Source organism: Stappia sp. P2PMeth1, from assembly GCF_900185735.1.
GTDB lineage: Bacteria > Pseudomonadota > Alphaproteobacteria > Rhizobiales > Stappiaceae > Stappia.
Genome location: NZ_FYAW01000017.1, coordinates 11,651 through 35,306, shown reverse-complemented (window position 1 = coordinate 35,306; position 23,656 = coordinate 11,651). Strand labels below are relative to the sequence as shown.

20 protein-coding genes are annotated in these 23,656 nt (G+C 61.9%); 8 read left to right on the top strand and 12 right to left on the bottom strand.

Going from position 1 to position 23,656, the window contains the following annotated elements:
* Positions 1–40: 40 nt before the first annotated feature.
* Both P2PM1_RS09160 and P2PM1_RS09155 read right to left on the bottom strand, forming a co-directional pair.
* On the bottom strand, positions 41–616 hold the full coding sequence (locus P2PM1_RS09160; protein ID WP_186398834.1) for a UbiX family flavin prenyltransferase: 576 nt from the start codon (positions 614–616) through the stop codon (positions 41–43).
* Positions 613–2,106, bottom strand: coding sequence for a UbiD family decarboxylase (locus P2PM1_RS09155; RefSeq protein ID WP_186398833.1), 1,494 nt, complete (start codon positions 2,104–2,106; stop codon positions 613–615). Before P2PM1_RS09155 ends, P2PM1_RS09160 begins: the two co-directional genes overlap by 4 nt.
* A 128-nt stretch (positions 2,107–2,234) precedes the next feature.
* On the opposite strand from P2PM1_RS09155, the gene P2PM1_RS09150 reads away from it, so the two are divergent.
* Genes P2PM1_RS09150 through P2PM1_RS09140 form a run of 3 tightly spaced genes read left to right on the top strand, consistent with a single transcriptional unit; the run spans position 2,235 to position 4,697 of the window.
* Positions 2,235–2,789, top strand: a complete 555-nt coding sequence (locus tag P2PM1_RS09150) for an SCP2 domain-containing protein (protein ID WP_208985230.1) — start codon at positions 2,235–2,237, stop codon at positions 2,787–2,789.
* Entirely contained in the window at positions 2,789–3,766 is a 978-nt protein-coding gene (locus tag P2PM1_RS09145; RefSeq protein ID WP_186399060.1) for a peptidase U32 family protein, read from the top strand. The genes P2PM1_RS09150 and P2PM1_RS09145 overlap by 1 nt, the downstream gene beginning before the upstream one ends.
* Positions 3,767–3,770: 4 nt before the next feature.
* A complete protein-coding gene (locus P2PM1_RS09140; RefSeq protein ID WP_186398832.1) occupies positions 3,771–4,697 on the top strand; it encodes a U32 family peptidase in 927 nt (308 codons plus the stop codon).
* Here the strand turns inward: P2PM1_RS09140 and mog are convergent.
* From mog to P2PM1_RS09125, 3 genes are all read right to left on the bottom strand, one after another.
* Entirely contained in the window at positions 4,669–5,196 is a 528-nt protein-coding gene (gene mog / locus P2PM1_RS09135; RefSeq protein WP_208985229.1) for a molybdopterin adenylyltransferase, read from the bottom strand. The two genes, P2PM1_RS09140 and mog, sit on opposite strands and share 29 nt — an antisense overlap.
* Before the next feature lie 72 nt (positions 5,197–5,268).
* The gene (locus P2PM1_RS09130) at positions 5,269–5,523 is read right to left on the bottom strand and encodes a cytochrome C oxidase subunit IV family protein (RefSeq protein WP_186398830.1); all 255 of its coding nucleotides are present in this window, start codon (positions 5,521–5,523) and stop codon (positions 5,269–5,271) included.
* A gap of 5 nt (positions 5,524–5,528) precedes the next feature.
* On the bottom strand, positions 5,529–6,104 hold the full coding sequence (locus P2PM1_RS09125) for a cytochrome c oxidase subunit 3 family protein (RefSeq protein WP_208985228.1): 576 nt from the start codon (positions 6,102–6,104) through the stop codon (positions 5,529–5,531).
* Between the two features lie 173 nt (positions 6,105–6,277).
* Between P2PM1_RS09125 and P2PM1_RS09120 the strand changes: the two genes are divergently transcribed.
* The 4 genes from P2PM1_RS09120 to P2PM1_RS09105 all read left to right on the top strand — a co-directional run bounded on the left by P2PM1_RS09120 (position 6,278) and on the right by P2PM1_RS09105 (position 10,966).
* Positions 6,278–6,760 carry a cytochrome c gene (locus P2PM1_RS09120; RefSeq protein ID WP_186398829.1) on the top strand — a complete coding sequence of 161 codons (483 nt, stop codon included), beginning with the start codon at positions 6,278–6,280 and terminating at the stop codon, positions 6,758–6,760.
* 13 nt (positions 6,761–6,773) lie between these two features.
* Positions 6,774–8,132: a cbb3-type cytochrome c oxidase subunit I gene (locus P2PM1_RS09115; RefSeq protein WP_186389777.1), complete on the top strand. Its 1,359-nt coding sequence runs from the start codon at positions 6,774–6,776 to the stop codon at positions 8,130–8,132.
* Positions 8,133–8,229: 97 nt separating this feature from the next.
* Entirely contained in the window at positions 8,230–9,048 is an 819-nt protein-coding gene (locus P2PM1_RS09110; RefSeq protein ID WP_186398828.1) for a CbbQ/NirQ/NorQ/GpvN family protein, read from the top strand.
* A 4-nt stretch (positions 9,049–9,052) separates the two neighbouring features.
* Positions 9,053–10,966: a nitric oxide reductase activation protein NorD gene (locus P2PM1_RS09105; protein ID WP_186398827.1), complete on the top strand. Its 1,914-nt coding sequence runs from the start codon at positions 9,053–9,055 to the stop codon at positions 10,964–10,966.
* Positions 10,967–11,226: 260 nt separating this feature from the next.
* On the opposite strand, the gene mazF is transcribed toward P2PM1_RS09105, so the two are convergent.
* The 7 genes from mazF to P2PM1_RS09070 form a co-directional block, all read right to left on the bottom strand.
* Complete coding sequence (gene mazF, locus P2PM1_RS09100; protein WP_186398826.1) at positions 11,227–11,559, bottom strand: endoribonuclease MazF; 333 nt, start codon at positions 11,557–11,559, stop codon at positions 11,227–11,229.
* The gene (locus tag P2PM1_RS09095) at positions 11,559–11,801 is read right to left on the bottom strand and encodes an AbrB/MazE/SpoVT family DNA-binding domain-containing protein (RefSeq protein WP_208985226.1); all 243 of its coding nucleotides are present in this window, start codon (positions 11,799–11,801) and stop codon (positions 11,559–11,561) included. The genes mazF and P2PM1_RS09095 overlap by 1 nt, the downstream gene beginning before the upstream one ends.
* A 435-nt stretch (positions 11,802–12,236) precedes the next feature.
* The gene (locus P2PM1_RS09090; RefSeq protein ID WP_186398824.1) at positions 12,237–13,796 is read right to left on the bottom strand and encodes a Fic family protein; all 1,560 of its coding nucleotides are present in this window, start codon (positions 13,794–13,796) and stop codon (positions 12,237–12,239) included.
* 1,221 nt (positions 13,797–15,017) lie between these two features.
* Complete coding sequence (locus tag P2PM1_RS09085) at positions 15,018–15,575, bottom strand: hypothetical protein (RefSeq protein WP_186398823.1); 558 nt, start codon at positions 15,573–15,575, stop codon at positions 15,018–15,020.
* A gap of 534 nt (positions 15,576–16,109) precedes the next feature.
* On the bottom strand, positions 16,110–20,495 hold the full coding sequence (locus P2PM1_RS09080; RefSeq protein ID WP_186398822.1) for a peptidoglycan-binding protein: 4,386 nt from the start codon (positions 20,493–20,495) through the stop codon (positions 16,110–16,112).
* A gap of 202 nt (positions 20,496–20,697) precedes the next feature.
* The gene (locus P2PM1_RS09075; RefSeq protein WP_186398821.1) at positions 20,698–21,927 is read right to left on the bottom strand and encodes a type II toxin-antitoxin system HipA family toxin; all 1,230 of its coding nucleotides are present in this window, start codon (positions 21,925–21,927) and stop codon (positions 20,698–20,700) included.
* Positions 21,924–22,235, bottom strand: a complete 312-nt coding sequence (locus P2PM1_RS09070; protein ID WP_186398820.1) for a helix-turn-helix domain-containing protein — start codon at positions 22,233–22,235, stop codon at positions 21,924–21,926. The genes P2PM1_RS09075 and P2PM1_RS09070 overlap by 4 nt, the downstream gene beginning before the upstream one ends.
* A gap of 240 nt (positions 22,236–22,475) precedes the next feature.
* Between P2PM1_RS09070 and P2PM1_RS09065 the strand changes: the two genes are divergently transcribed.
* Positions 22,476–23,627: a Fic family protein gene (locus P2PM1_RS09065; protein ID WP_186398819.1), complete on the top strand. Its 1,152-nt coding sequence runs from the start codon at positions 22,476–22,478 to the stop codon at positions 23,625–23,627.
* The last annotated feature ends 29 nt before the right edge of the window (positions 23,628–23,656 follow it).

Genomic DNA, 23,656 nt, shown 5'->3' with positions numbered 1-23,656 from the left:
AACCCCAAGGCTGCGAAACAGCCGAGACGCCGCCCGCAGCTCACATGTCCGGGCCGGCCGGTTGCCAGCGCCGCGCCTCAGCCGGTCCCAGCCGCAGCAGATCGACGGCCCGCGCGGCGATCTCGGCCACCGCGTCGGCCAGCGAGTCGGGCTGCAGATAGAACGCAGGTACCGGTGGCAGGATGATGGCACCGGCCTCGGTCGCCAGCACCATATTGCGCAGGTGCACGAGCGACAGCGGCGCCTCCCGCGCCAGCAGCACCAATGGCCGGCGCTCCTTGAGCTGGACGGAGGCGGCGCGCGTCAGCAGGTTGTCGTCGAGACCATGGGCAATGGCGCTGAGCGAGCGCATCGAACACGGCGCGACGATCATGCCGGCCACCGGACAGGAGCCGGAGGCGATCTGCGCCCCGACATCGCCAATGGCATGCTCGCGCGCGGCCAGGGCGGACAGCTCCGCCCGCGCGGCAAGACCGTCCTCCAACGCAAACGTCCGCTCTCCCCCGGCGCTGACCACGAGATCGATCGACGCGCCCCGCCGGGCGAGATCGCGGGCGCAGGCGAGCGCCAGCATTGCCCCGGACGCACCGGAGACGCCGAGGACCACGCGGGTCATGCCAGCCCCTCCGCCTTCAGGATGCGCTCGGCCGCGCTCTCCGCCTCCGGCGACAGGCGCATCACCTCACCGAAGGCGCGGGCCGTCTCGGACCCGATCTTCACCGTCGCGTCGAGGCCGATCTTGCCGGCAAGCCCTTCCAGCGGCGAGGCGAAGTCGAGATAGTCCATCGGCGTGCGGTCGAGTTGCATCGTGTCGCGCGCCGGGTCGTAGCGGGTCGCCAGCGCCCAGGCGATGTCGTCCCAGTTGCGCGGGTCGATGTCGGCGTCGACCACCACGATCATCTTGGTGTAGCTGAATTGCGGCAGCAGGCCCCACAGGGCGAGCATCACCCGGCGCGCCTGACCGGGATAGCGCTTGTCGATCGCGATCACCGCGATCCGATAGGAACAGGCGGCGGGCGGCAGCCACAGGTCCACCACTTCCGGGATCTGCTGGCGGATGACGGGAAGCGCGAGATCGTTGAACACCTCGCCGATGATCGAGGGCTCGTCCGGCGGCCGGCCGGTCCAGGTGGAGAGGTAGAGCGGATCGCGGCGATGGGTGATCGCGCTCACCCGCATCACCGGGAAGGGCTCGACCGAGTTGTAATAGCCGGTGTGATCGCCGAAGGGGCCCTCCGGCGCCGTCTCGCCCGGATGCACCCAGCCCTCCACCACGATCTCGGCGCTTGAGGGAACCAGCATCGGCACGGAGACGGCCGGCGCGAGCGAGGTCCGGGCCCCGCGCAGGACGCCGGAAAAGGCAATCTCCGACACGGTTTCCGGCAGCGGCAGGGCGGCCGCCAGCAGCGTTGCCGGATCGGCGCCAAGGGCGATGGCGACCGGCATCGGCTCGCCCTGGCGCTGCCAGCTCCGATGATGGGCAGCGCCGCCCCGGTGCGGCAGCCAGCGCAGGATCAGGCGGTCCTTTGCCAGCACCTGCGTCCGGTAGATGCCGGCATTGTAGCGCCCGCTGTCACTCGCCTGCGACCCCGCGTCGCGGGTCAGCACCACCGGCCATGTCATCAACGGACCTGCATCTCCCGGCCAGCAGGTCTGCACCGGCAGGCGCGAAAGGTCGGGCTCGCTCATCCGCTCTTCCTGCGAGACGCCCTGACCCACCACCCTGACACGGGCGCGCAGCGCTGCCGCCATCTGCGGCCAGCGCGACAGCGTGTCACTGATGCCCTGCGGGGGCACCGGCGCCCGCAGAGCCGCGAGAAACGCGCCAAGAGCCGGAATGTCGGCGGGCTCGATGCCAAGGCCGGCGGCAACGCGGCGCCGGGTGCCGAAGAGATTGGCGACGAGCGGGATGTCGGACACGGAGCCATCCGCCGAGACCGGCCGGTCGAATCGCAGGACCGGGCCACCCGCCAGCAGCACCTTGCGATGGATCGCGGTGACCTCCTCGACGAGCGACACCGGATAGCCGAGGGTGTGCAACTCGCCAGCCGCGTCGCACCAGCGAAGGAAGCTGCGAAGGTCCGGAAAGGCTGGCAGACGGCGCATGGCGGCTCCTGTTGCAACCGGTGAGCCATAGCAAAGCCGATCGACCGCGAAGTTGATACGGATCAACAACGGCGCCAGGTCGCGCTTCTATGGTGCGGGCAGTCCGCCACGCCTGCCGGGAGCGCCACATGCCCGAAGCCCTCGCCCCTTTGCCGGAACATCGCGCGATCCCGCGCATGCCTGCGCTGCTTGCGCTCGGCGTCCGGCTGGCCCCCTATCCTCCCGGCGACATGCTGCTGACGCGGCTCGCCCGCAAGATCCTCGCCCGCAATCCGGGGGTTCTCGAGCGCCTCGGGTCCTATCGCCGGTCGCGGTTCGTGCTGACCGCCAGCGATGTGCCCGTCTCCTTCCTGCTCGACCTGACGCGCGATCTGCCCGCGGTCAGCCTGCACCGCGACCCGCCGGCCGGCGATGCCCGGATCTCCGGCTCGCTTGCGGTGCTGATCGGCCTCGTTCACGGGGTCTGGGACGGAGACGCCCTGTTCTTCTCGCGCGATCTCACGGTGGAGGGCGACACCTCGGCCGTGCTGGCGCTGCGCAACGCCATCGACGACGCGGAACTCGATCTCGGCCAGGAACTGGCGACGTTCGCCGGCCCGCTGTCCGGGCTCGCCCGGCGGCTGATCGAGGGAGTCGAGCGGACCACCGGCGTGCCGCTGACGCGGTCGGGAGCGGTGCGATGATGGAGCTCGTCTGCCCGGCCGGGACACCGGCCTCGCTGCGCGCGGCGGTCGATGCCGGCGCCCACGCCATCTATTGCGGCTTCGCCGACGACACCAATGCCCGCAACTTTCCCGGCCTCAATTTCTCGCGCCGCGAAATGGCCGAGGGCATCGCCTATGCCCATGCGCGCGGCGCCAAGGTGCTGATCGCCATCAACACCTTCCCGCGCGCCGGCGAGATGGAGCTGTGGCACCGGGCGGTGAGCGATGCCGCAACGCTCGGCGCGGATGCGGCGATCCTCGCCGATCTCGGGCTGATCGCCCATGCGGCCGAGCGCCATCCTTCGCTGCGCCGGCATCTCTCGGTACAGGCGGCTGCCGCCAATCCGGATGTCATCAACTTCTATGCCAGCGCCTTCGACGTGAAGCGCGTGGTGCTGCCGCGGGTGCTCAGCGTCGAGGAGATCGCCACCATCAACCGCGACATCGACGTGGAGACGGAGGTCTTCGTGTTCGGCGGGCTCTGCGTCATGGCGGAGGGGCGGTGCTCGCTGTCCTCCTACATCTCCGGCAAGTCGCCGAACATGAACGGCGTCTGCTCGCCGGCAAGCCACGTGTCCTATGTGGAGGAGGACGGGGATCTGGCCGCGCGCCTTGGCGGCTACACCATCCACCGCACCCCGGCGCAGGCGCCCGCCCCCTATCCCACCCTGTGCAAGGGCTGCTTCAAGGTCGGCGCGCGCACCGGCTATGTGTTCGAGGATCCGGCGAGCCTGGACGCCTCGCAGCTTCTGCCCGCCCTGTCCCGCGCCGGCGTCACCGCCTTGAAGATCGAGGGCCGCCAGCGCTCGCGCGCCTATGTCGCGCAGGTGGTGCGCAACTTCCGCCAGGCGGTCGAGGCGCTCGCGGAAGGCCGCGAGGTTCCCGTCGGGGCGCTGGCGCGGCTGACCGAGGGACAGGCGGCGACGGCCGGGGCCTACAACAAGATCTGGAGATGAAGGCATGCAACTGACCGTCGGCCCGATCCAGGGCTTCTGGGACGCGGGCCTGTGGAGCGCGTTCTACGAGCGTCTCGCGGAAACGCCCGGCATCTCCCGCGTCGTCCTCGGCGAGCTTGTCTGCTCGAAGCGGCTGCCCTTCTACCAGACGCGGCTGCCGGACGCGGTCGCCCAGCTCGTGGCCGGCGGCAAGGACGTGGCGTTGACCAGCCTCGCCCTCATCACGCCGCTGAAGCGGGAGCGGCGCATGGCGGCCGAACTCGCCGCGATGGAGCTGGAGGTCGAGGTCAACGACCTCACCATGCTGGCCTATCTCCCGGAGGGCGCGCGCTTCTCGGTCGGCCCCTTGGTGAATGTCTACAATGAGGGCACGCTGGCGGTGCTCCAGCGGCGCGGCGCGGTCGGTGTCTGTCTGCCGCCGGAACTGTCGGCCGCCTCGGTGCAGCGGATCTGCGCCGCCACCGACATGCCCGTCGAGGTCTGGGGCTGGGGGCGCCTGCCGCTCGCCATCTCCGGGCGCTGCTACCATGCCCGCTATCACGACCGGGCCAAGGACCAGTGCCAGTTCGTCTGCGCCGAGGACCCGGACGGGCTGGCCGTCGACACGCTCGACGATCAGCAGTTCCTGGCGATCAACGGCTTGCAGACCCTGTCCGGCCAATGCGCCAACATGGCCCACCACCTGCCGTCCCTGCGCCAGGCAGGGGTCGCCAGCCTGCGCCTGTCGCCGCAGACCACCGGCTTCTTCGAGGTCATCGATCTGTTCGCGGATCTGACGTCGGGCCGGATCGATGCGGAGGAGTTCTGCGCCAAGGCGCTGCCGCATGCGCCGGGCGGCGCCTTTTGCGACGGCTTTCTCGACGGGCCGACCGGCGTCGCCTGGTCGGGCGCGCGGGATGCGGTCAGGACGCAGCCGGCCGGAACGCCTTGAGGCGGGCCGGATCGGTGTCGATGCGCGCCGCACCGATCAGATCGAGGCAATAGGGCACGGCGGCGAAGACCGCATTCAGCGACGTAGCGATGCTCGCCGGCTTGCCCGGCAGGGTGATGATGAGGCTTGCCCCACGCACCGCCGCCTCCTGGCGCGACAGGATCGCCGTCGGCACCTCGGCAAGGTTCGCCCGCCGCATCGCCTCGCCGAAGCCGGGCAGAAAGCGCGTCGCGACCTGCGCCAGAGCCTCGGGCGTCTCGTCGCGCGGCGCCGGTCCGGTGCCGCCGGTGACCAGCAGCAGGTCGCAGCCCTCCACATCGCATAGGTGACGCATCGCGCCGGCGACGCTGTCGGCGCCATCGGGAACGATGCGGGTGACGAACTCCCAGTCGCCGACAAGGTGCTGCCGCAGCCAGTCGAGCGCCGCCGGCCCGCTGCGGTCTTCATAGACCCCGGCGCTGGCGCGATCCGAGACGGTGAGAATGCCGATGCGTGCCATTTGGTGTGACCTGCCTGTCATGGGACCTCGCTTGAGGAGAATGCCGTCAAGGACGGGTGCGGGAAAGGGCGTTCAGCCGATGAGATGGGCCGTCGTGAACACGGCACCGATGGTGCCGCCCAGCGCGGCAACGAGAGCGATGAGGCCGTAGCGCCAACCGGCCGGCGCCTCGCGCAGGCCGAGAAACTCGCTCAGCACGATCCACGCCTTGGCGATGGTCAGGGTGAGGATCGCCCAGACGAGTAGGGGCGCCGGTCCGCCCGCAACCTCGAGCGAGACGACGGCGAGCAGCGCCAGGGCAACGGCGGCAAGATGCAGGCGGGCCATCAGGATCACCCGATCAGGTAGACGACGGGGAAGACCAGGATCCACACCAGGTCGACCATGTGCCAGAAGGCGGTGCCGGTCTCCAGGTTCTCCAGGCTGTTGCGCCAGGCGACCACGGCCAGCAGCACGATACCGGCGACCACATGCAGCGCATGGAAGCCGGTGACGAGATAGTAGAGCTCGAAGAAGGTGCCGCTGTCCGGGCCGTGGCCGGCCTTGAGCTTGGCTGCGTATTCGATCCCCTTCACCACGAGAAACACCGCCCCGAGCGCCATTGCCGCGACGAGTTGCGGGCGGCCCGAGCCGTTGCTCCTGCGCCGCTGCACAGCCAGTGCCGCGCACCAGCCGCTGGCGATCAGCACCAAGGTGTTGAGGCCGCCGAGCCGTACGTCCAGCACGGCCTGTCCCGCGGCGAATTCCACCGGGTTCAGCATCCGCGCCACCGAGAACCCGACCAGCAGGGCGCCGAAGACGGCGAGTTCCCCGAGAATCAGGATCCACATCATCGGATTGCCGGGCAACCCGTCAAGCGGCCCCCATCCCTCGTCCGGCTGCAGGTCTGCTGTCGCGTCTTCGCTCATCCGAGCCTCCTGTTGGAACGACCCTATCAGCCGTCCGTGACGCGAAGTTTGAGCCGCCGCAAACTCGCGCCGCGGTGGCTTCTGCAGAGTTTGCGCTGGAGCAACGTCCGCCGGCGGGCTTGGTCCTAGCTCTTCTCCACTGTCGGCATCCGCCAGCAAACTGGAGAGCATACATGTCCGGACCAAGCGAGCCGCATCGACCGCCAGTCGAGCGTTTCACCAAGTCGGCCGCCAGGAACATCTTCTACGGTGGTTCGATCTTCTTCTTCGTCGTCTTCGTCGCCCTGACCGCGCACAGTCATTGGTACATCGTCACCACCTCCACGGACGAAGCCTCGATGACCGCGTCGGTGATCCGCGGCAAGCATGTCTGGGAGAAGCACTCCTGCATCAACTGTCACTCGATCCTCGGGGAAGGCGCCTATTTCGCACCCGAGGTCGGCAATGTCTGGGTCCGCTACGGCGGCCGCGACGATGCGGAAGGCGCAAGGGAGAGCCTGATCGCCTGGATGGAGGCGCAGCCGACCGGCATCGAGGGCCGCCGCCAGATGCCCCAGTTTCACCTGACCGAACAAGAGCTGAACGACCTCGTCGACTTCCTCGAGTGGACGAGCCGGATCGACACGCAGGGCTGGCCGCCCAACGACGCGGGCTGAGGAGCACACCCCGATGAAATACGCTTCCCAAAGAGTGGCCTACTGGTACTTCGTCTGTGCCATGGTCCTGTTCGGCGTGCAGATCCTTGCCGGCGGCCTTGCCGGTACGGTCTACGTCCTGCCGAATACCCTCGCGGAACTGATGCCGTTCAACATCATCCGCATGATCCACACCAACGCGCTCATCGTCTGGCTGCTGATGGGCTTCTTCGGCTGCGCCTACTACCTGATCCCGGAAGAGGCGGAGCGCGAGATCGAGAGCCCGTTCCTCGCCTATCTGCAGCTCGTGCTGCTGATGGTCGGCGCGCTGGCCGCCGTCATCGGCTACACGCAAGGCATCCATGGCGGGCGCGAGTTCCTGGAGCAGCCGCTGTGGATCAAGATCGCCATCGTCGTGGTGGCGCTGATCTTCCTCTACAACGTGTCGATGACCGTGCTGAAGGGCCGGCGCACCGCCGTCACCAGCGTGCTTCTGCTCGGCCTGTGGGGCATCGCCGTGTTCTGGCTCTTCGCCTTCTATGCGCCGGACAACCTGTCGCTCGACAAGGTCTACTGGTGGTACATCGTCCATCTGTGGGTGGAGGGCGTGTGGGAACTGGTGATGGCCGCGGTCCTTGCCTTCCTGCTGATCAAGCTGACCGGCGTCGACCGGGAAGTCATCGAGAAGTGGCTCTACTCGATCGTCGGCCTTGCCCTGTTCTCGGGCCTGCTCGGCACCGGCCACCACTATTACTGGATCGGCGCGCCCGGCTACTGGCAGTGGGTCGGATCGATCTTCTCCGCCCTCGAGGTCGCGCCGTTCTTCGCGATGGTGGTCTTCGCCTTCACGATGGTGTTCCGCGGCCGCAAGGACCATCCGAACCGGGCCGCGGTGCTGTGGTCGCTCGGCTGCACGGTCGGCGCCTTCTTCGGGGCCGGTGTGTGGGGCTTCCTCCACACCCTGTCTTTCGTGAACTACTACACGCACGGCACGCAGCTCACCGCCGCCCACGGGCATCTCGCCTTCTACGGCGCCTATGTGATGCTGAACCTGGCGCTGATCTCCTATGCCATGCCCTATCTGCGCGGCAAGGCGCCCTATCACCAGACGCTGAACATCGTCTCCTTCTGGCTGATGAGCGGCGCCATGACGGTGATGACCTTCGCCCTGACCTTTGCCGGGGCCGTGCAGATCCATCTGCAGCGCGTGATGGGCATGTCCTACATGGAGGTGCAGGACGAGATCGCTCCCTTCTACTGGGTGCGCCTCGGCTCCGGCGTTCTCGTCGTCATCGCCGCGCTGATGTTCCTGTGGGCGGTGTTCGGCCCCGTCCGCGAACGGCGCAGGGTCGCTCGCCAGGACCGCGCTGCCGCGCTGCAGGCTGCCGAGTGACAACAAGGCCGGGCGCCGCACCCTCGGCGCCCGGCCCTTCCCTTCTCCGCCCTTTTGCAGATGCGCCCGCGCCGGGCGTTTCAAGGAGTGATCTTCGATGACCCTCGCGACCCAGTCCGCCGCCGCGCGCGGCCCGGCCCCCGACCTGCCCTTCTATGCGGCCACCGGCGACGAGTGCCTGCTGTTCGAACAGGCCTGGCGCAACCGGCTGCCGGTGCTGCTGAAGGGGCCGACCGGCTGCGGCAAGACCCGCTTCGTCGCCCATATGGCGGCGCGCCTCGGCCGCCCGCTCTACACCGTCGCCTGCCATGACGACCTCACCGCCGCCGACCTGACCGGGCGCCATCTGCTGAAGGGCGGCGAGACGGTGTGGGCCGACGGGCCGCTGACGAGGGCGATGCGCGAGGGCGCGATCCTCTATCTCGACGAGGTGGTGGAAGCCCGCAAGGACGTGACCGTCGTGCTGCACCCGGTCACCGACGACCGGCGCACGCTCACCCTGGAGCGCACCGGCGAGACGCTGGTCGCGCCGCCCGAGTTCATGCTCGTCGTCTCCTACAATCCCGGCTACCAGAACGTGCTGAAGTCGCTGAAGCCCTCCACTCGCCAGCGCTTTGTGGCGATGGAATTCGGCTATCCGGACCCGCAGACGGAAGCGGCCATCGTCGCCAGCGAAAGCGGGCTTGCGGCGGAACGCTGCGTGCCGCTGGTGCGCATCGCCAACGCGCTGCGCGACCTCAAGGGGCAGGATCTCGACGAGGGCGCCTCGACCCGACTTCTGGTCTATGCGGCGACCCTGATCCATGCCGGGATGAAGCCGGCGCTGGCGATCGAGGCGGCGCTGCTGCAGCCGCTGAGCGACGATCCAGACGTGCAGGCCGCCCTTGCCCGCGTCGCAGACCTGGCGCTGGGGTAACATCATGTCGCTGTTCGAGCCGGAGGAATTCGTCGGGTCGCACTGGCACAGGCTGGTCGGCGGCCTCACCACCCTGCCCCATCATCCGGATGCGGCGGTGACGCTTGCCGGCCTGCGCGGCCGGCTCGGTGTGCTGTTCCGGGCGATGGGCGGCAACGGCGCGCTGCGCCTTGTCGAGAGCGCGCCTGCGGTGTCCGCGCACCGGCTGTCGTTGCTGCGGCGCGTCGGGCTCGGCGCCGAGCGGATGGATGTTGCGATCCTCGACAGCGCGACGCTGCGGCTGCCGGCCGTCATCGACAGCTTTCCCGAGCGGGCGGACAATGTCGCGCTGTACGAGTGGCTGGCCTGCTGGTTCGCCCATGCCGGAGCGGGGGCGGCACGAAGCGGCGATCCGCTGGTCGACGACCTGCTGCGGCTGCGCCAGTCCATCGCCACCACCCGCGCCACCCTGCAGGCGTGGCCCGGCCTGCGCCCGCTGTTCCACCGGTTGCGCGCGGCGGCCCTTGCGGTTCGCCCGCAGCGTGCTCTCCCTGCGGCCGAGATGCGCGTCGAGCAGGCGATCCGCGCCCTGCTCGCCGGACAGCGCGGCGATGCCGGAGAAGATCTCCTCGCTCTCATCGAGAACCCGGACGCGGATCTTGCCGGCGTCAAGGCCCCGCGCGGCTACCGCACCTATCTGCCCGTGCCGCTGTTCGGCGAAATCCGCGAGGAGACCGGCACGCCCCGCCCCGACGATACCGACGACCCGTCCGGTACTTCAATTGCCGTCGACGCCCGCCGCCGCCAGGCCGAGCGGCGCGACACCGACATGAGCGACCGCGGCGATCCGCTCTACTTCCACCGCTTCGAGACGATCTTCTCGCTGGCAGAGATGGTCAACGTCAACCGCCGGGTCGACGACGACGACGAGGACGGCGCCCGGCAGGCGGCCGACGACATCACCGAACTGACCATCGGCAGCAATCGGCAGAAGGCCGGCGTCCGCCTCAAGATGGATCTCGATCTCGCCCCTTCCGAGGCCGAGGACGGAAGCCTGGCCGACGGGCTGACCTATCCGGAATGGGACTGGAAGCGGCGGGCCCACCGGCCGGATCACTGCCGCGTCATCGCCGCGCGCGCGCCCGAGACCGGCGAGGTCTGGCTCCCCGACGACGGCTTGCGGCGGCGCATCCGCGCCGTCCGCCGCCAGTTCGAGGCCCTGCGGCCGCGGCGCCTCGTGCTGCACGGGCAGCCCGATGGCGACGAACTCGACCTTTCCGCCCTTGTGCGGGCGGAGGCCGACCGGCGGGCCGGCAGCGCCGGCTCCGAGAACGTCTTCACCTGCGGCCGCGCCGTGGAGCGGGACCTCTCCGTCGCCGTGCTGATGGATGTGTCGCTGTCAACCGACGCCTGGATCGGCGGCCACCGCGTCCTCGATGTCGAAAAGGCGGCGCTGCTCGCCCTCACCCACGGGCTGACCGCCTGCGGCGACGAGCACGCGGTCTATACCTTCACCTCGCGCCGGCGCCAGAGCGTGCGGGTCGACACGGTGAAGACCTTCGACGAGCCGCTCAGGTCCGCCGTCGAGCGCCGGATCGCGGCCTTGCGGCCCGGCCAGTACACCCGCATGGGCGCGGCGATCCGCCATGTCGCCCGGCAGCTCGCCTTGAGACCGCAGCGCCACCGCCTGCTGCTGCTGCTGACCGACGGCAAGCCGAACGACATCGACTATTACGAGGGGCGCTACGGGATCGAGGACACGCGCGAGGCGATCCGCGAGGCGCGGCGGGAGGGCCTCACCGTCTTCGGCGTCACCGTCGACGAGGCGGCGCGCGACTATTTTCCCTACCTCTTCGGCAAGGGCTCCTACGCGATCATCGCCGATCCGGAGCGGCTGCCCGGCGCCCTGCCGGCGATCTATCGGCGCCTCGTCTCGTAATGACCTGATGTGCCGGAAGGCCTCCAATCCCGGCCTTCCGGCCCCGTTCTCCCTGTCAAAGTCCTAGGACGGAGACTGGCGAGGAAGGATCACCACTATTGGGCTGGAACTCGCCCAGCACGTGGTGCAGGCTCAATGTAGTCGATGATTTATTTGTTCCGTCGCAGGCAAGGCTTCGGTGACCTCGCTGATCCCTTCAAGGGCGCAGGTTCTCGGAGGAAACGCGGGTGTAAAGGGCAACGCGGAGCATGGCGGAATCCTTACATTTGAAGCAATGCCTTGAGCTTGGCGCGAACATCAGCCAGCACCGCGGCAGCTACCTCGCCCTTGCGCTTGGCCTTGCGAGCACGCCAATCCAGATTCTTGATCTGATCGGCAAGAATGGCGCTTGGCGGGTTCTGGCTGATGACAACTTCGAAGGGATAGCCCTTGATCTTCGTTGTCAGCGGGCAGCACAGCATCATGCCCCGCAACCCGTTATAGCGGGCAGGCGACAGCACCAGAGCAGAGCGATGGCCAGCCTGTTCGTGCCCGGCCTGCAGATCGAAATTCACCCACACGATGTCTCCGCTGTCAGGCACCCATGCGGCCATCACCAGACTTCCTTGCCGACAGGCACGCCGAAATCCACCTCATCATGGAAGGTGTCGGGCGTCATCTCGGCCAACAGCTTGGCGAGATCATAAGAAGGACTCTGGACGGGTTCAATGACCACCCGGCCATCTTCCTCCCGCACCTCCACCACCTGATCGACATGCAAGTGGGCGGCGGTCATCACCGAGTGGGGAATCCTCACCGAAGCGCTATTACCCCATTTTTTGATATTCACGCGCATGGCCATGCCTCCTGTATCTATCAACTCGATACAATAGTATGCTGCACACTTGTATCAACAATGTAGATACTAATTCTTACTGCCTCCCACGGGAAAATGGGCGCGAGGCGTCACAGTCATTTTTCCTCCGGTGCGCATTGTCGTTGGCGGTGCGCATGGTCTTCCCAAATTCCTCTTGGGCCATGCGCCTGCCGATCAGGCGGGCAATGGACAACACCACCGCGTCGAGCCGAGCGGCGGCATCGTTTTCGCTGCCGGCATCTTCAACGGATGGGCCATTGTCATTGGATGGCCTCTCTACTTTCAAAGGTATTGAAGCGCCGGAGGGTTCCGGCTTTGCCGCAAACCGCCAAAATCAGGGCGCGTTGGGCTCTGCTGCGAACAGCTTCAGGGAATACTCCGAACTTGCGGAAACCGGCCGCGGCAGATCGAGGCTTACACCTTTGAGCTATATCTGCCGTCAAAGCCGTCAAAGGCATCAGCGACAATCGCCTCAATCCGGCTGACCTCATCATCACGCAGCTTCTCAAACTCGCCGGTGCGGCGGCGCTTGCTAAGTGACCCGCCGTTCTGGCGGATATGCATGATGAGGTCCTGCACCATGCGGTCGGGCATTTCGACCAGGTTCATGATGGCCGTCAGGGCCTGATCGCGGCACTTGAGATAGTCGATCTCGCGCGGCAGATCGATCTCGACTGTCCGCTGGACGCAGCTAAACAGGAACTCGGCTTCCTCGGTGCAGTCGAAATAGCGATAGAGGTCCGCCGTGTCATTGGTCACCTGGACATTGTGATTGGGCTGGGCGCGCCAGTCGATGAACTCCATCAGGGGACCGGAATGCCGCTTCAGGGTCGTGGCGTAGTCGTCGATGCGATCCAGCATGACGGCGGAAACAGGAAACACAATGCCGGGCGGGGTGTATTTGCGCTCGGCAAGCACATGGTGGATGAGACAGCGGTGCAGACGTCCATTTCCGTCGGCCAGCGGGTGAACGTAAACGAACCCGAATGCGATTGCCGCAGCCTGCAGGATCGGATCGACGTCTGAGGTCCGCAGCCTGTTGTTGCATTCATTGAGGCCGGTCATGATGTCGGGAACATCCTGAGGGCTGGCTCCGATGAACTCGGGCAGCGGATCGTTGTTGTGGTCCCGCTCGCCCAGGAACACGCCTTCGCTGCGGTATCCGATCTCGGTGAACCGGTTGTCACCGATCAGGATGCGGTGCAGGCGGTAGATCTCTTCTCTGTCGAGTGGACGCCTGCCCGCCTCGAGAACAGCGCGTCCCCAGCGCTCGAGCCGATTGGCCGGCGCGCGTTCCCCCTCGATCTCGAAGCTCGCGCGGCTGTCGGCGAGGAGGAGAAAGCTTGCGGCCCGGGAAACAATCTGAGCACCCGTTCGCCCTATGGTCTCCCGTGCCTTGCGGGAAAGAGCGAGAGCCAGAAATGCTGCCAGCTTTTCGGTGCGCCTGATGATCGGACAGAATGCGCCTGTGCCCAACAGATTGTTGCGTACGCGATGGCGTAGAGACAATGACGCCGGACCAGTGAAATAAGCTTCGGGATCGAGTGCATCGACAGCGGTGACTGTGGGAGCGTCGTCGATTTCGAGGCGCTTGCCGCTCAAGGTTTCGTAAAAGAACCACACGCGCCGCGTCACCGAACCAGTCGGCGTTCGCTGGATAAAATCTATGAGGTCCTGTTCCGACAACGCATCGAGAATGCGCTTCAGCACCAGAAGATCGATCGGCTCATGGCGCAGGGCAAAGCCGAGATGCCCATCCAGGGTGTCGTCCGGTTGATACCGCTTGTCATAGACCTCCCAGATGCCCTCCTGCCGGCGATTGCCGCGCACATGCCGTTCGGAAATGCAGGCGGGGCTTCTCACGGGTGCCTTCACATCGAGCGCATGGACAAGAGCGGCCCACCCTGCGAGCCGCGTACCTTCTGGAACGGGTTCATTCTGAAAATGAGCAGGTTTCCCGATGTCGAGTTCCATGTCGGCTTTCTCTCATGGCCGCCGAAAGGCGATCATGCCGCGCGCATCCGTCGAAATGAATTTACAGTTCAGGAATTAAAAATCAATCACCAATGTCGAAAATCCATCATGAGAGGCGCAACTGTCGATAATGAGACGATGCATATCCGCCGACCACTGACCGGAAAGAAGCCAAAATGCCGTCAAAAGAGCTCTCGCGCGAGGAACTGTTCGCGCTGGTTTGGGAGAAGCCGACGCAGGAGGCGGCCAGGGACCTTGGCGTTTCGGATGTCGCAATCGCCAAGCTGTGCGCCCGTCTTCAGGATCCCAAACCGCCGCATGGGAGTACTGGACGTAATCTCCTCAAAAGCGCTGGATGAAATTTCCCCAGTTTGGCGCTGGTGCCGATGGTCCGGGGGGCATGCCCCCCGGACCATCGGCGGCGCAGAAATACCCCTGCTGATGCCAAGGCAAGGGCGTGCAGGTGGTAGACCTGAGAGAGATCGTGATGATCTCGCAATTGAAGCGGCAGGGCCTCGGCGTCAGCACGATCGCGCGACAGACCGGGCTTGACCGCAAGACGGTGAGGAAATGCCCGGCGCGGGCCTTGAGGCGCCGGTCTATGGAAGCGCGTAAACCGGAAGAACGCCTGACGGACGAGGCATATCAACCAAGACTACAGGAATTAAATCACGAAACATCTGTGCATCAGTAATTATAGATAGATATATTTTTGGATATCATTTTTAATCTCCCCAATATACCATCGCCAACGAGTGTCGATTGCAGCCTCGAACAGTCGACATTGTCATCTACGCTGTCGTCTGATGGCACGAAGGCGCAGGCAATGGTGGCCTCAGGGCTCGGCATCCGTTGCGGCAGACGCGCTTTCGCTCCCCAGATACCTGGACACCACTATCAGAATGACCGCGATCCTCGTGGCAATCGGATGAGATCGTCCGCTCGGTGCCGCCACTCGACAGTCTGTATACGTGGCCATGCGCTCCTCCCGATGATCGTGCTGTCACTGACGAACCTCTCCTGCGCGATATCGGCGGGTTGTTATCAATGGCGGTCAGACGGCATCTAGCAGAGCCTCTCGATGCAGTCGCGGACTTCGCCGAGAGTCAGAAACTGTCTGACGTGGCTGTGGTGACGCCTCAGAGGGAATAGAAAACTCCGAAGAGCTCTCGCCATCGGCGGTGCAGCGCAACGCATAACTGAGGGTTCGATCCGTTGCTCCTATGATCCCGGTGAGGTATTACTTCCTGAATTTTGCGGCGTCGAATCGTAAAAGCAAGTCCCCGACTCAAGCGATAGCAAATGACGAAGTTGGATGACTGATGAAGTAGCTCCAGTGACTAGCGCTTCTTCTTCCAGATAGCCCCCAAAGCAATCAAGAAAAGTTCTGATAGTGTCATCAAAGAAGGTTTTTGTGATATTTTTAGAGCAAAGATTTGCCTCGAGACACAGACTCAGCATATTAAAGAAAAATTTTACTTGATTAAAAGCCTCTTCATTCCGTTTTTCTTTGAAAAAGTTGTGGTAAAATCGAAAGTAAATGTTAGATCTAGCCCTGGCGTCGGTATGGGAGGCGCGTCGGTCCACCTGAGAAAGAGAGTCAAAAAACGACTTTCTTTCGTCTCTGAGCAAAGAGTACGGCTTCCTGTAGCCTCTCTCATCCCATGTTGAAATGAACTCGAGAGTACGTGTGGCGAGCGCTTCTTCACGTCGGTCGCGGTACTCAAACCAGGCGAGCAGACCGGCAGCGAGCGCCAAGAGAAGACTGATGATTGTCACGAGATTAGCAGTCAGAGACCATGCTTCAAGGCGCATCCCTAAGAACTTGGACGATTGACTGACGTCTGCGCGCCTGTCCTGATCATCGTCAAATAGATCTTCCCCTAACAGTCCTTCATAAGGTCTATGATCACGCTCGGATCGTACGGTCCTCCCCGCGTCCCCAGAACCTTTTTCACACATACGAGGCCCTCGCGATCAAGCGTATACCTATCTCTTCTTTCTCTTTTATTCCGGTATGTTCGAAGAACGTCATCTGGATCAACGGCTCTGAGATCTTCAACACCACGAGTCTTCTCGGAATAACCGTCAGATGTGTTTTGGCTTTGCCGTTCCACGCAAACAGTTAGATCTATTGAAACACGCTCCTCCGACGATTTGGCGAGCTCGTTCTGGTATCCTGAAAAGCGAGCCAAAAAACACCGAGCATCGGCATCGTCCAACTCCACATAAGTATCACAGGCAAGACAGTCCTGCGCTGTCGTGATAGTCGTGGACATCAATGTTGCTGTGATGAAACAGACAAATGCTTGACTAAAAGAGTGCATAGTCCCCCACCATTCTGCTTCGAACCATCCACGGCGTCTGCTCGCCACTGCTAGCCTCAACCACCGCTTCTTTCACTCCGCGATAGAACTCAGAAGCTTCAAGTGAGCCGCTTTGATCGATATCGTATTTTTCACGAGCGGGCCCGATGACATTGGCAATCGCTACAGAGAAAAGGCCTCCTCCCCACTTTGAGCTCTCCAGAGACAATTGGCGGCCTTTTGATGCCGCCAAAATTGTCAAATTCGAGGGGACTTTTGCGAGTTCAATCACCGCATCGTCGCTAGTCGCAAAAATTCCCTCGCCGGCTGCCCCTGAATGACACGTGTCGAGTATAATCGTAATACGAGCTGAAGATTGGGCCAACCTATCTCTGATGTGAGAAAACGGTAAAGCAGTGTCTAGCAAGTCATGTGTATCAGTCTGAGAGGTTGCGAGATAGAACTCGCCTGTCTCACCCCTCAACCCATGGCCGGCAAAATAAACAACCGCGTGATCGCCGGCTTCGAGCCCTTGTAAAAGCTCGTCTACGGCGTCGAGAATGGCGGCAGGACTCGCGTTTCTATCCTTGGGGGGCAGAACGATCTGGTCAAGCCTGTCGCCATTAGGACCGTTTAGAGCTCGCAACACACGTTCTGCATCCTGCAACGGATAATCCAAGGATCGCAGCCTTGGATCTGTGTACGTGTTGATCCCAACAACAAGCGCCCTCTTTCTAGACGCCACAGCGGCAGCTCCAGGAAATCGAACCATGACGGGGGCGCTGACGAGTCCATCTTTGTCAATGGCGAATATTGAAGCTTCCTTGGAGTCCTTCAATCGTTGGAAATGAAGCTCGCGTGAAACGGAAATTTCTGTAACTGCCTTCGATCCAGTCTGGACTCCATCCTGAAAGATCAGGACCTGCACAACCCGAGCCGGATCAAAATCCAATGTAACCACAACATTGCCATCGCGGGTAACAGTTGCACTACCGCTCAAGCGGGGAGGTACGCGAATATCGGGTGCAGCAGGGAGTGGGGCAAGCTCACCTAATGCGAACCTCGCCAAGTCCTCAATGCGTCGTGCCGCGCCAAATCGATCCAAGCTATACTGGTTATCGTGGCCCGGAAATTTCAGGTCAATCAGGGCTTGAGCTTCAGCCGTAGCGTCATAGCGAAAGTCTGCGGTCCAGACCGCGATCTCATCATCGACAATACGTCCATACAGCACTGGCGCCTGGTCGCCGTGAACTCGATGAAAAAACAGATTCCCATCTGAATTTAGCTGGACAATGTGCTGACTGCCTTCAAGCAACCACGCTTCGCTTAGCAACTCCCCGCCGGGGACATTCTCTCCAATAAATGTGAATTCACGCTTTTCTCTGTTCCAGAGTGAGATCGCACCAGCATTTGGAGCATAAGTCAAAACGAATTCGTCATTGGCCTTTATTTTCATATCTCCGTCAAACCAATCCCACTTGCCAGTGTTTTGAGTGTAATATGTTTCCTTGATTAAAAACGAGTTGCTCTTTGAGGGACGCTCATTTCCAAGATCCATCAAGTACAATGCGGAGACATCTCGGAGCGTTCCAAACGTTGCCCCGGCTTGGCATTGCGCTTGAGCGATCCAGACTGCTCCTTTTTTTGTGGCGACGCGGTTGACAACATTAACATCTCGAGGCGCTAGAAGTACACCTGCTAGTTCCTTTCCATCTTGATCTTCAATTGCCAAGCCTAAATGATAGCAATCGTCGATGGTATATCCAGAGTCTGGAAGCGACCATTCTATTTGCCATCCATTACCGAGGGCCTCGGAGGCAAAATCATTCATAACGCTTGATGCACGATCAATCCTGTCATTTACGCCGCCAGAAAACCGCTCTATTTCGGGTATGTCGGGACGAGACGCCAAACTACCGAGAAGAGTCTCGCCAAGAAGCATCGGTGTTGTTTCAATGCCTAATCGTCTAAACTGCTCTTCAGCAATTTGATTTACTGGCCGCGAGTTGGCACCCACTGCCGATTGAAGCTGCCATGTGTCAGCTTGCAAGCCGACATGAGCCATGCGCTTACGCAATTTTTCATCAAATGACAGCTCGGGTTTATAAGGATCAAACGGATCTTGCGCAGAAGCGAAAAAGCCGCCTGCGGCATCAAACGCTTTTTCAAAACTGACGGGAGAGACTGGCCCCAACGTCGCAATATATGAATGGTATAGTGAGGAGTTACCGAGCTTATCAGATGCGTATCCGCCTGACGCCAGCTCTGCAAGTTGAATTCGGTCGTTTTGCAGCGGCCCTATTCTATAGCCGAGCGTTCCCCAGATGGAGAATATAGCATTTTCAAGATCAATGCCGATACGGGTTTCACCGACCTTCGGTTCACAGCAGGCTGGCCCGGTGAGTTGATCTGAAACTTGCAAGTAGTTGCCAAACGTCGAGTAGATGCTGACCTTGCCCCAAGGAGCCGAGCCGCTTATTACGAAACTGTCGCCCGCAGCCCAATAGGTGGCGCCAACGGGGGCCACCACCTTCCCGTCAAGAATATCAACGATCTCCCCAACATCGATGAATCTGTGTGTAGGCGAAATCTTGAGGTCTTTTCCTGGTCGCTCAATAATCTCGGCTCCTGTCCTGCTGTCGAGAACAAGAAAGCGTGTGTCGTTGATCAGAATCGTGCGCTGGAACTTTGGAACTTCGATACTATGGGTATAGCCAGACCGGCCGTCGACCGTGTTGAGGACAATCGCAGCTTGGCCCGGTCTGACCACTAAATCGCGCTCAAATTCGCGTAGAAGGATCTCTTCTTCACACGCCCGTAAATAGCCAACCACAGAAAAAGTAACTCGGGTTACGCCTTCGAGCAGGGGCTCGATGTCAATCGCACCAGTTTCGCCCGCGCCGCGCGACGCCAATGCCACCAATGCTCGGTGCCGCCCTAATCCGAACTGAATGCCGAAAGGGTTTGCGGCCTCCGGTCCAAGTGCTACATGGCCACGCCCCCCAAAGCGAACGGGCTTGTCTGTCGATACAACAATCCACGCCGGAATACGGTCGACGAGCTCGTTACTTGACCAGTTTACCGTGGATGAGTGTCCCACCTGTGCAGTGTCAAACCGGTCGACTGCAAAACGCAATTTGCGTGAGACCTCAGCGAGGATATTTTGCTCGGCGGTGCATTCCCCTCCCACACGCTTAGCGGCAGTGCGGATTCGCTGCTGATATGCGGTCAGATTGTCGGTTGCCAACCAGGTGACATGCTTGTCGATGATCGGGCCAAATCCGCGCGTCGCTGGCGGTGCTGCATCTTCCAGCTCACCTCTTGCGTTGGCTGTCGATATAAGCTCCACAGCGCTCTCATTCTCCATTCTCCAGAACTTTCCTGAGAATGGGTCTGCTCCCGACGTCCATTTTGCTATGAGGGGTGAGCAAACACCGGCCATCCACCTGAGAGAGACAACTGTTTGTCCGGAGCCGAACAAATAGGACTGGTGATCCAGCTTTAGTTCAAAGCCCCTCGCTTCATGGGCAGCAGCCGTAAATTGGCTCCACTCCAATGGTGTCATCGCCGTAACACTTCCAATCTCATATATTGGAAGAACCTTCGTAAACAACGCCCCTGCGTTTAGTGTGGCACTGCTTGCTCTTTCAAGCCTTCCAGAATATGATGATAGCTTTAAAGCCAGACCGTTTCCTGGATCACAAACAACACTCACGCAGATATTGCGGGTTTTGTCGACGCAGTTTTCAGCGTAAGAACCTTCATTTATTGTCTTCTTCATCACCCATGATGTATACGCCGCAGGTTTATTTGCTGCTTCATTCTCCATGTGGTCCGCATGGGCCACGCGTAGCGTTTCTGGCGGGCTCCATCCTCGGTCGCGAGCCCAGGCGGCAACTGCCCGATTGATCGCGGGCCCGAAGTGACCATTGATAGCACCCTGATAGTATCCAAGGCGTTGGAGCGCTGTCTGAACGCGCCGAACCAGAGGATCGCCCGTTGAGGGCGACTGTTGCGCAATTGCTAATCCGCGGTTCGAGATTTCATTTTCCATGCTCTCAACGTGCGCTAAGCGCAACGTACTTGGTGCATCCCAACCTCGGTCCTGCGCCCACCGCGCAACGGCATTCCGTGTTCCAGGGCCATCTTTGCCGTCGATCGCGATTGCGTAGTACCCAAGCGCTTTCAAAGCCGACTGTAAACGTCGCATTTCGGCAGTCGTGAGGTCACTGGCGCGCCTTTGAATCCCTCTTCTGGGTGAGCGGCTGTTTACGGTTCTGTCGGGCTGAAGTACGCCGTCGATCAATGCATTAAACAGGTCGTATCCCGATTGAGCGTAAGCAGTGCCGGCCCATACATGCAGGAAGCAAAAAATAGCGATGAGATGACGCACTGGCCCTCTCCCTCAATGCGTTTCGTCTAACAACTGAAGATTGAATGAAACGCGAGTGGAACTCAACAGGGGAACGTGTGGGAACGGACTTGGAACTCTGCTTCGAGCCGCCCGCCCACGAATCAAATGTGTAGCCAGACACTCCGTGGAATACGGGATTCAGTTGGGTCGAGGAAGTCCACCGGAACAGTAGCCACAATCGTCAAGGCACCGCCTTTTGCACGCGATCGATTGTGGATCTGGCGACACCATTCTCGTGCGCCAGGCCTTGCCAGCGGGCAAGGGCATGGCGGGTTCGCTCAATGGCATCAGAGATTACGTCCGGGCTCAGCTTGGCGGCTTTGCCGAGCTTTGTGAGGTGCGCGAGGCCAGGATTGCGGCCTTCGCCCATGACCATGGTGCTCTGCTCGCCGCGGGGGCCGCTGGAAAAGGTCAGATCATAGGCGGGTGAGAGGGTCCAGTCACCCGAGGCATCCATCAGGAAGCTGAAATTCTTGCTGTGGTCGTCCCGGTTATGTGCCAGCACGTTGAACACGGCGAGGCGGTACATCTTCTCCACCTCCCGTACGTCCCTGGTCAGAACGCCGGTCAGTGCCAGCAGATCCTCATAGTCGAGCGCAGGAGTGCGGAAGTCCGCATGCAGCAAGCCACAGGCGGTGTGCATGTGCAGGCGGTTGGGGCCGATACGGTCGAACCGCCGCGTCGCGAAATACCCCGCGCCGGTTTTGGCGGGGAACAGATGGACGTCCGGCATGTCGACACCGGCTTCCCGCGCCATAAGGGCGTAGACATACTCCACGGCGCCGGCATCATTGCCATCCTGCATCGTGCCGAACTTGACGAGCCAGGGCTCGAACCCTTCAGGCAGGTCGCTGACGCCGTGAGCGATGGTTCGGCGGTCGGCATCGAGGCCGATCAGTGCTTTCGGGCGCGCACCGGCCGACGAGCCGTTAAGCGCGAGCAGTTCTTTCAGGACATCATCAGCTTCCCCCGCGAGCACCTCCTGCGCCTGCTGGGCGAGGTCGTCGAGGTTCAAGGCACCTTCGGTGTCGTCCAGGCTGTAGTCGGGTTCATAGACCAGGGCGCCCATGCCGATGCGGCCCACATGGGCCAGCCGGTCCAGCGGTGTCAGGGCCTCTGGTGCAATCCCTTGGGAGCGAGCGAAACGGTCGAACAGAAGCTGGCCCCAGCCGTCCGGAAGACTGTCGTTGAACACTCCTGGCAGGCCCTCGAACAGGCCTGCCTCGAAACTGGACAGGCCGGATTTGAGCGGTAGGCGGAGCGGAGAAATCTCCAGGCCGTGCTTGAGGAAGGCTGCATCGTACTCGAAATAGATCTTGCGCGCGCGTGTCGCCAACCGCCCGACCGGTAGGGTGGTTCCGTCAAGCTCGAGGCCAACGCGTATTTCGAGCGCAGGACGATGCCGCGTCATGAGCGGCGCCCGCGTTTGCGTGCCGGTTGGGCTTTTTCGGCCTTCAGCACATCGTCAATGGACGAGAAGGGGGATGCCTGTGGCTCCAGCGCGTTCACCACGTCCTCCATGCCACCAACCACCATGAGCAGCTTCAGGAACGCTTCCAGGGAGACTGTGCCCTTCTGTTCGAACTTGCGTAAGGTTGCCAACGGCACACCGGAGCGGGTGGCGAGGCCCTCCTGCGTCAGGTCCAGGGCCAACCGTCGTGCGCGCACATGATCTGCCAACTTGCGTTGAGCGTGGGATGGAGTAAGAAGTAATACCATAATGTCAGCATGAAGCTCTTTGAGAGAATTTCTGACATTGTAGGAGTATTTGATGGAATAGGCAACTCTTGCGCAATCGGTGAGGGCTGGACCGCGATTGGCTGTGACTGGTCGCCTTCGAAGAGGGCGACGCCTATGCTTCTGCTGTGAAAATCGCACATAACAAGAACAAAACCCTTCCTAAGGAAAGGATGCGGCGCTAACCTTTATTTACAAATGTGGTAATTAAAGGTTCAGAGAGTGAAGGCGCGCATCGGGAAGTGGATTGAGTCGACAACGGGCGGGGAGACCGTCCGGGCCTATGTGCCTCATCCTCTTCCGCCCGAGCCGCCGGTCGATCTCGTGGCGTTCTCCAGCCTTATCGAACAGGCGAACCTTGCCCTGGGGCGCCTCGATGGCGTCACGTCGATTTTGCCATCGCCCGCATTGTTTATCTTCATGTATGTGCGCAAAGAAGCGCTTTTGTCGTCCCAGATTGAAGGCACGCAGTCGTCACTGTCCGACTTGCTGTTGTTCGAAGCCGATGAAATCCCCCTTGTTCCCCTTGACGACGTCCAGGAGGTGTCGAACTACATCGCTGCGATGGAATATGGCTTGCGGCGCTTGCGGGACGGGTTTCCGCTGTCCCTGCGGCTCATTCGCGAAATCCATGACGTTTTGCTTCGAAAAGGGCGGGGAGCGTCTACCCAGCCCGGCGAATTCCGGCGAAGCCAGAACTGGATCGGTGGAGTGCGGCCTTCGCGCGCGATGTTTGTCCCGCCTCCGCCCGAGCACTTGATGCAGTGCCTAGGTGATTTTGAACGTTTCCTTCATGAAGCTCAGGGGTTGCCGACGATCGTCAAGACAGCTTTTGCGCACGTTCAGTTCGAGACGATCCACCCCTTCCTGGATGGCAATGGCCGTTTAGGACGTTTGCTGATCACATTCCTCCTGTGTGCAGAGAACGTGCTGAGAGAACCCACTCTCTATCTGAGCCTCTATTTCAAGACGCACCGGCCGCACTACTACGATCTGTTGCAGCGCGTGCGCTCCCATGGTGAATGGGAACAATGGCTTGCTTTCTTTCTCCAGGGCGTCATTGAGACCGCGAACCAGGCTGTTCAGACCGCCCACGAAATCCTGGAGCTATTTGAAGAGGATACCAAGCGGGTCCAAACGCTCGGACGTGCCTCAAGCTCAGCTGCCGTCGTCCATCAGTTTTTGCAAAATCATGCTCTCACCACGTCTGGCAAGGCCGCGAGCGAGCTTGCCTTGAGCGAACCAACCGTGAATTCGGCGCTCAGGCATTTGGAAACGATCGGCATCGTGAAGGAAATAACGGGCAAGCAACGACGTCGTGTCTATGCCTATAACGCCTACCTTGCAATCCTAAGGCGGGGAACAGAGCGGTAGCCCTGCTGCGAAGACTCTTATTTAGACCA

Coding starts and splice junctions, on each gene's coding strand:
- mog (WP_208985229.1), bottom strand. CDS start 5,196: ATGGCACGCATCGGCATTCTCACCGTCTCGGATCGCGCCAGCGCCGGG.
- P2PM1_RS09160 (WP_186398834.1), bottom strand. CDS start 616: ATGACCCGCGTGGTCCTCGGCGTCTCCGGTGCGTCCGGGGCAATGCTG.
- P2PM1_RS09125 (WP_208985228.1), bottom strand. CDS start 6,104: ATGAGCGAAGACGCGACAGCAGACCTGCAGCCGGACGAGGGATGGGGG.
- P2PM1_RS09110 (WP_186398828.1), top strand. CDS start 8,230: ATGACCCTCGCGACCCAGTCCGCCGCCGCGCGCGGCCCGGCCCCCGAC.
- P2PM1_RS09090 (WP_186398824.1), bottom strand. CDS start 13,796: ATGGAACTCGACATCGGGAAACCTGCTCATTTTCAGAATGAACCCGTT.
- P2PM1_RS09150 (WP_208985230.1), top strand. CDS start 2,235: ATGCCCGAAGCCCTCGCCCCTTTGCCGGAACATCGCGCGATCCCGCGC.
- P2PM1_RS09105 (WP_186398827.1), top strand. CDS start 9,053: ATGTCGCTGTTCGAGCCGGAGGAATTCGTCGGGTCGCACTGGCACAGG.
- P2PM1_RS09130 (WP_186398830.1), bottom strand. CDS start 5,523: ATGGCCCGCCTGCATCTTGCCGCCGTTGCCCTGGCGCTGCTCGCCGTC.
- mazF (WP_186398826.1), bottom strand. CDS start 11,559: ATGGCCGCATGGGTGCCTGACAGCGGAGACATCGTGTGGGTGAATTTC.
- P2PM1_RS09120 (WP_186398829.1), top strand. CDS start 6,278: ATGTCCGGACCAAGCGAGCCGCATCGACCGCCAGTCGAGCGTTTCACC.
- P2PM1_RS09140 (WP_186398832.1), top strand. CDS start 3,771: ATGCAACTGACCGTCGGCCCGATCCAGGGCTTCTGGGACGCGGGCCTG.
- P2PM1_RS09075 (WP_186398821.1), bottom strand. CDS start 21,927: ATGACGCGGCATCGTCCTGCGCTCGAAATACGCGTTGGCCTCGAGCTT.
- P2PM1_RS09155 (WP_186398833.1), bottom strand. CDS start 2,106: ATGCGCCGTCTGCCAGCCTTTCCGGACCTTCGCAGCTTCCTTCGCTGG.
- P2PM1_RS09115 (WP_186389777.1), top strand. CDS start 6,774: ATGAAATACGCTTCCCAAAGAGTGGCCTACTGGTACTTCGTCTGTGCC.
- P2PM1_RS09095 (WP_208985226.1), bottom strand. CDS start 11,801: ATGCGCGTGAATATCAAAAAATGGGGTAATAGCGCTTCGGTGAGGATT.
- P2PM1_RS09070 (WP_186398820.1), bottom strand. CDS start 22,235: ATGGTATTACTTCTTACTCCATCCCACGCTCAACGCAAGTTGGCAGAT.
- P2PM1_RS09145 (WP_186399060.1), top strand. CDS start 2,789: ATGGAGCTCGTCTGCCCGGCCGGGACACCGGCCTCGCTGCGCGCGGCG.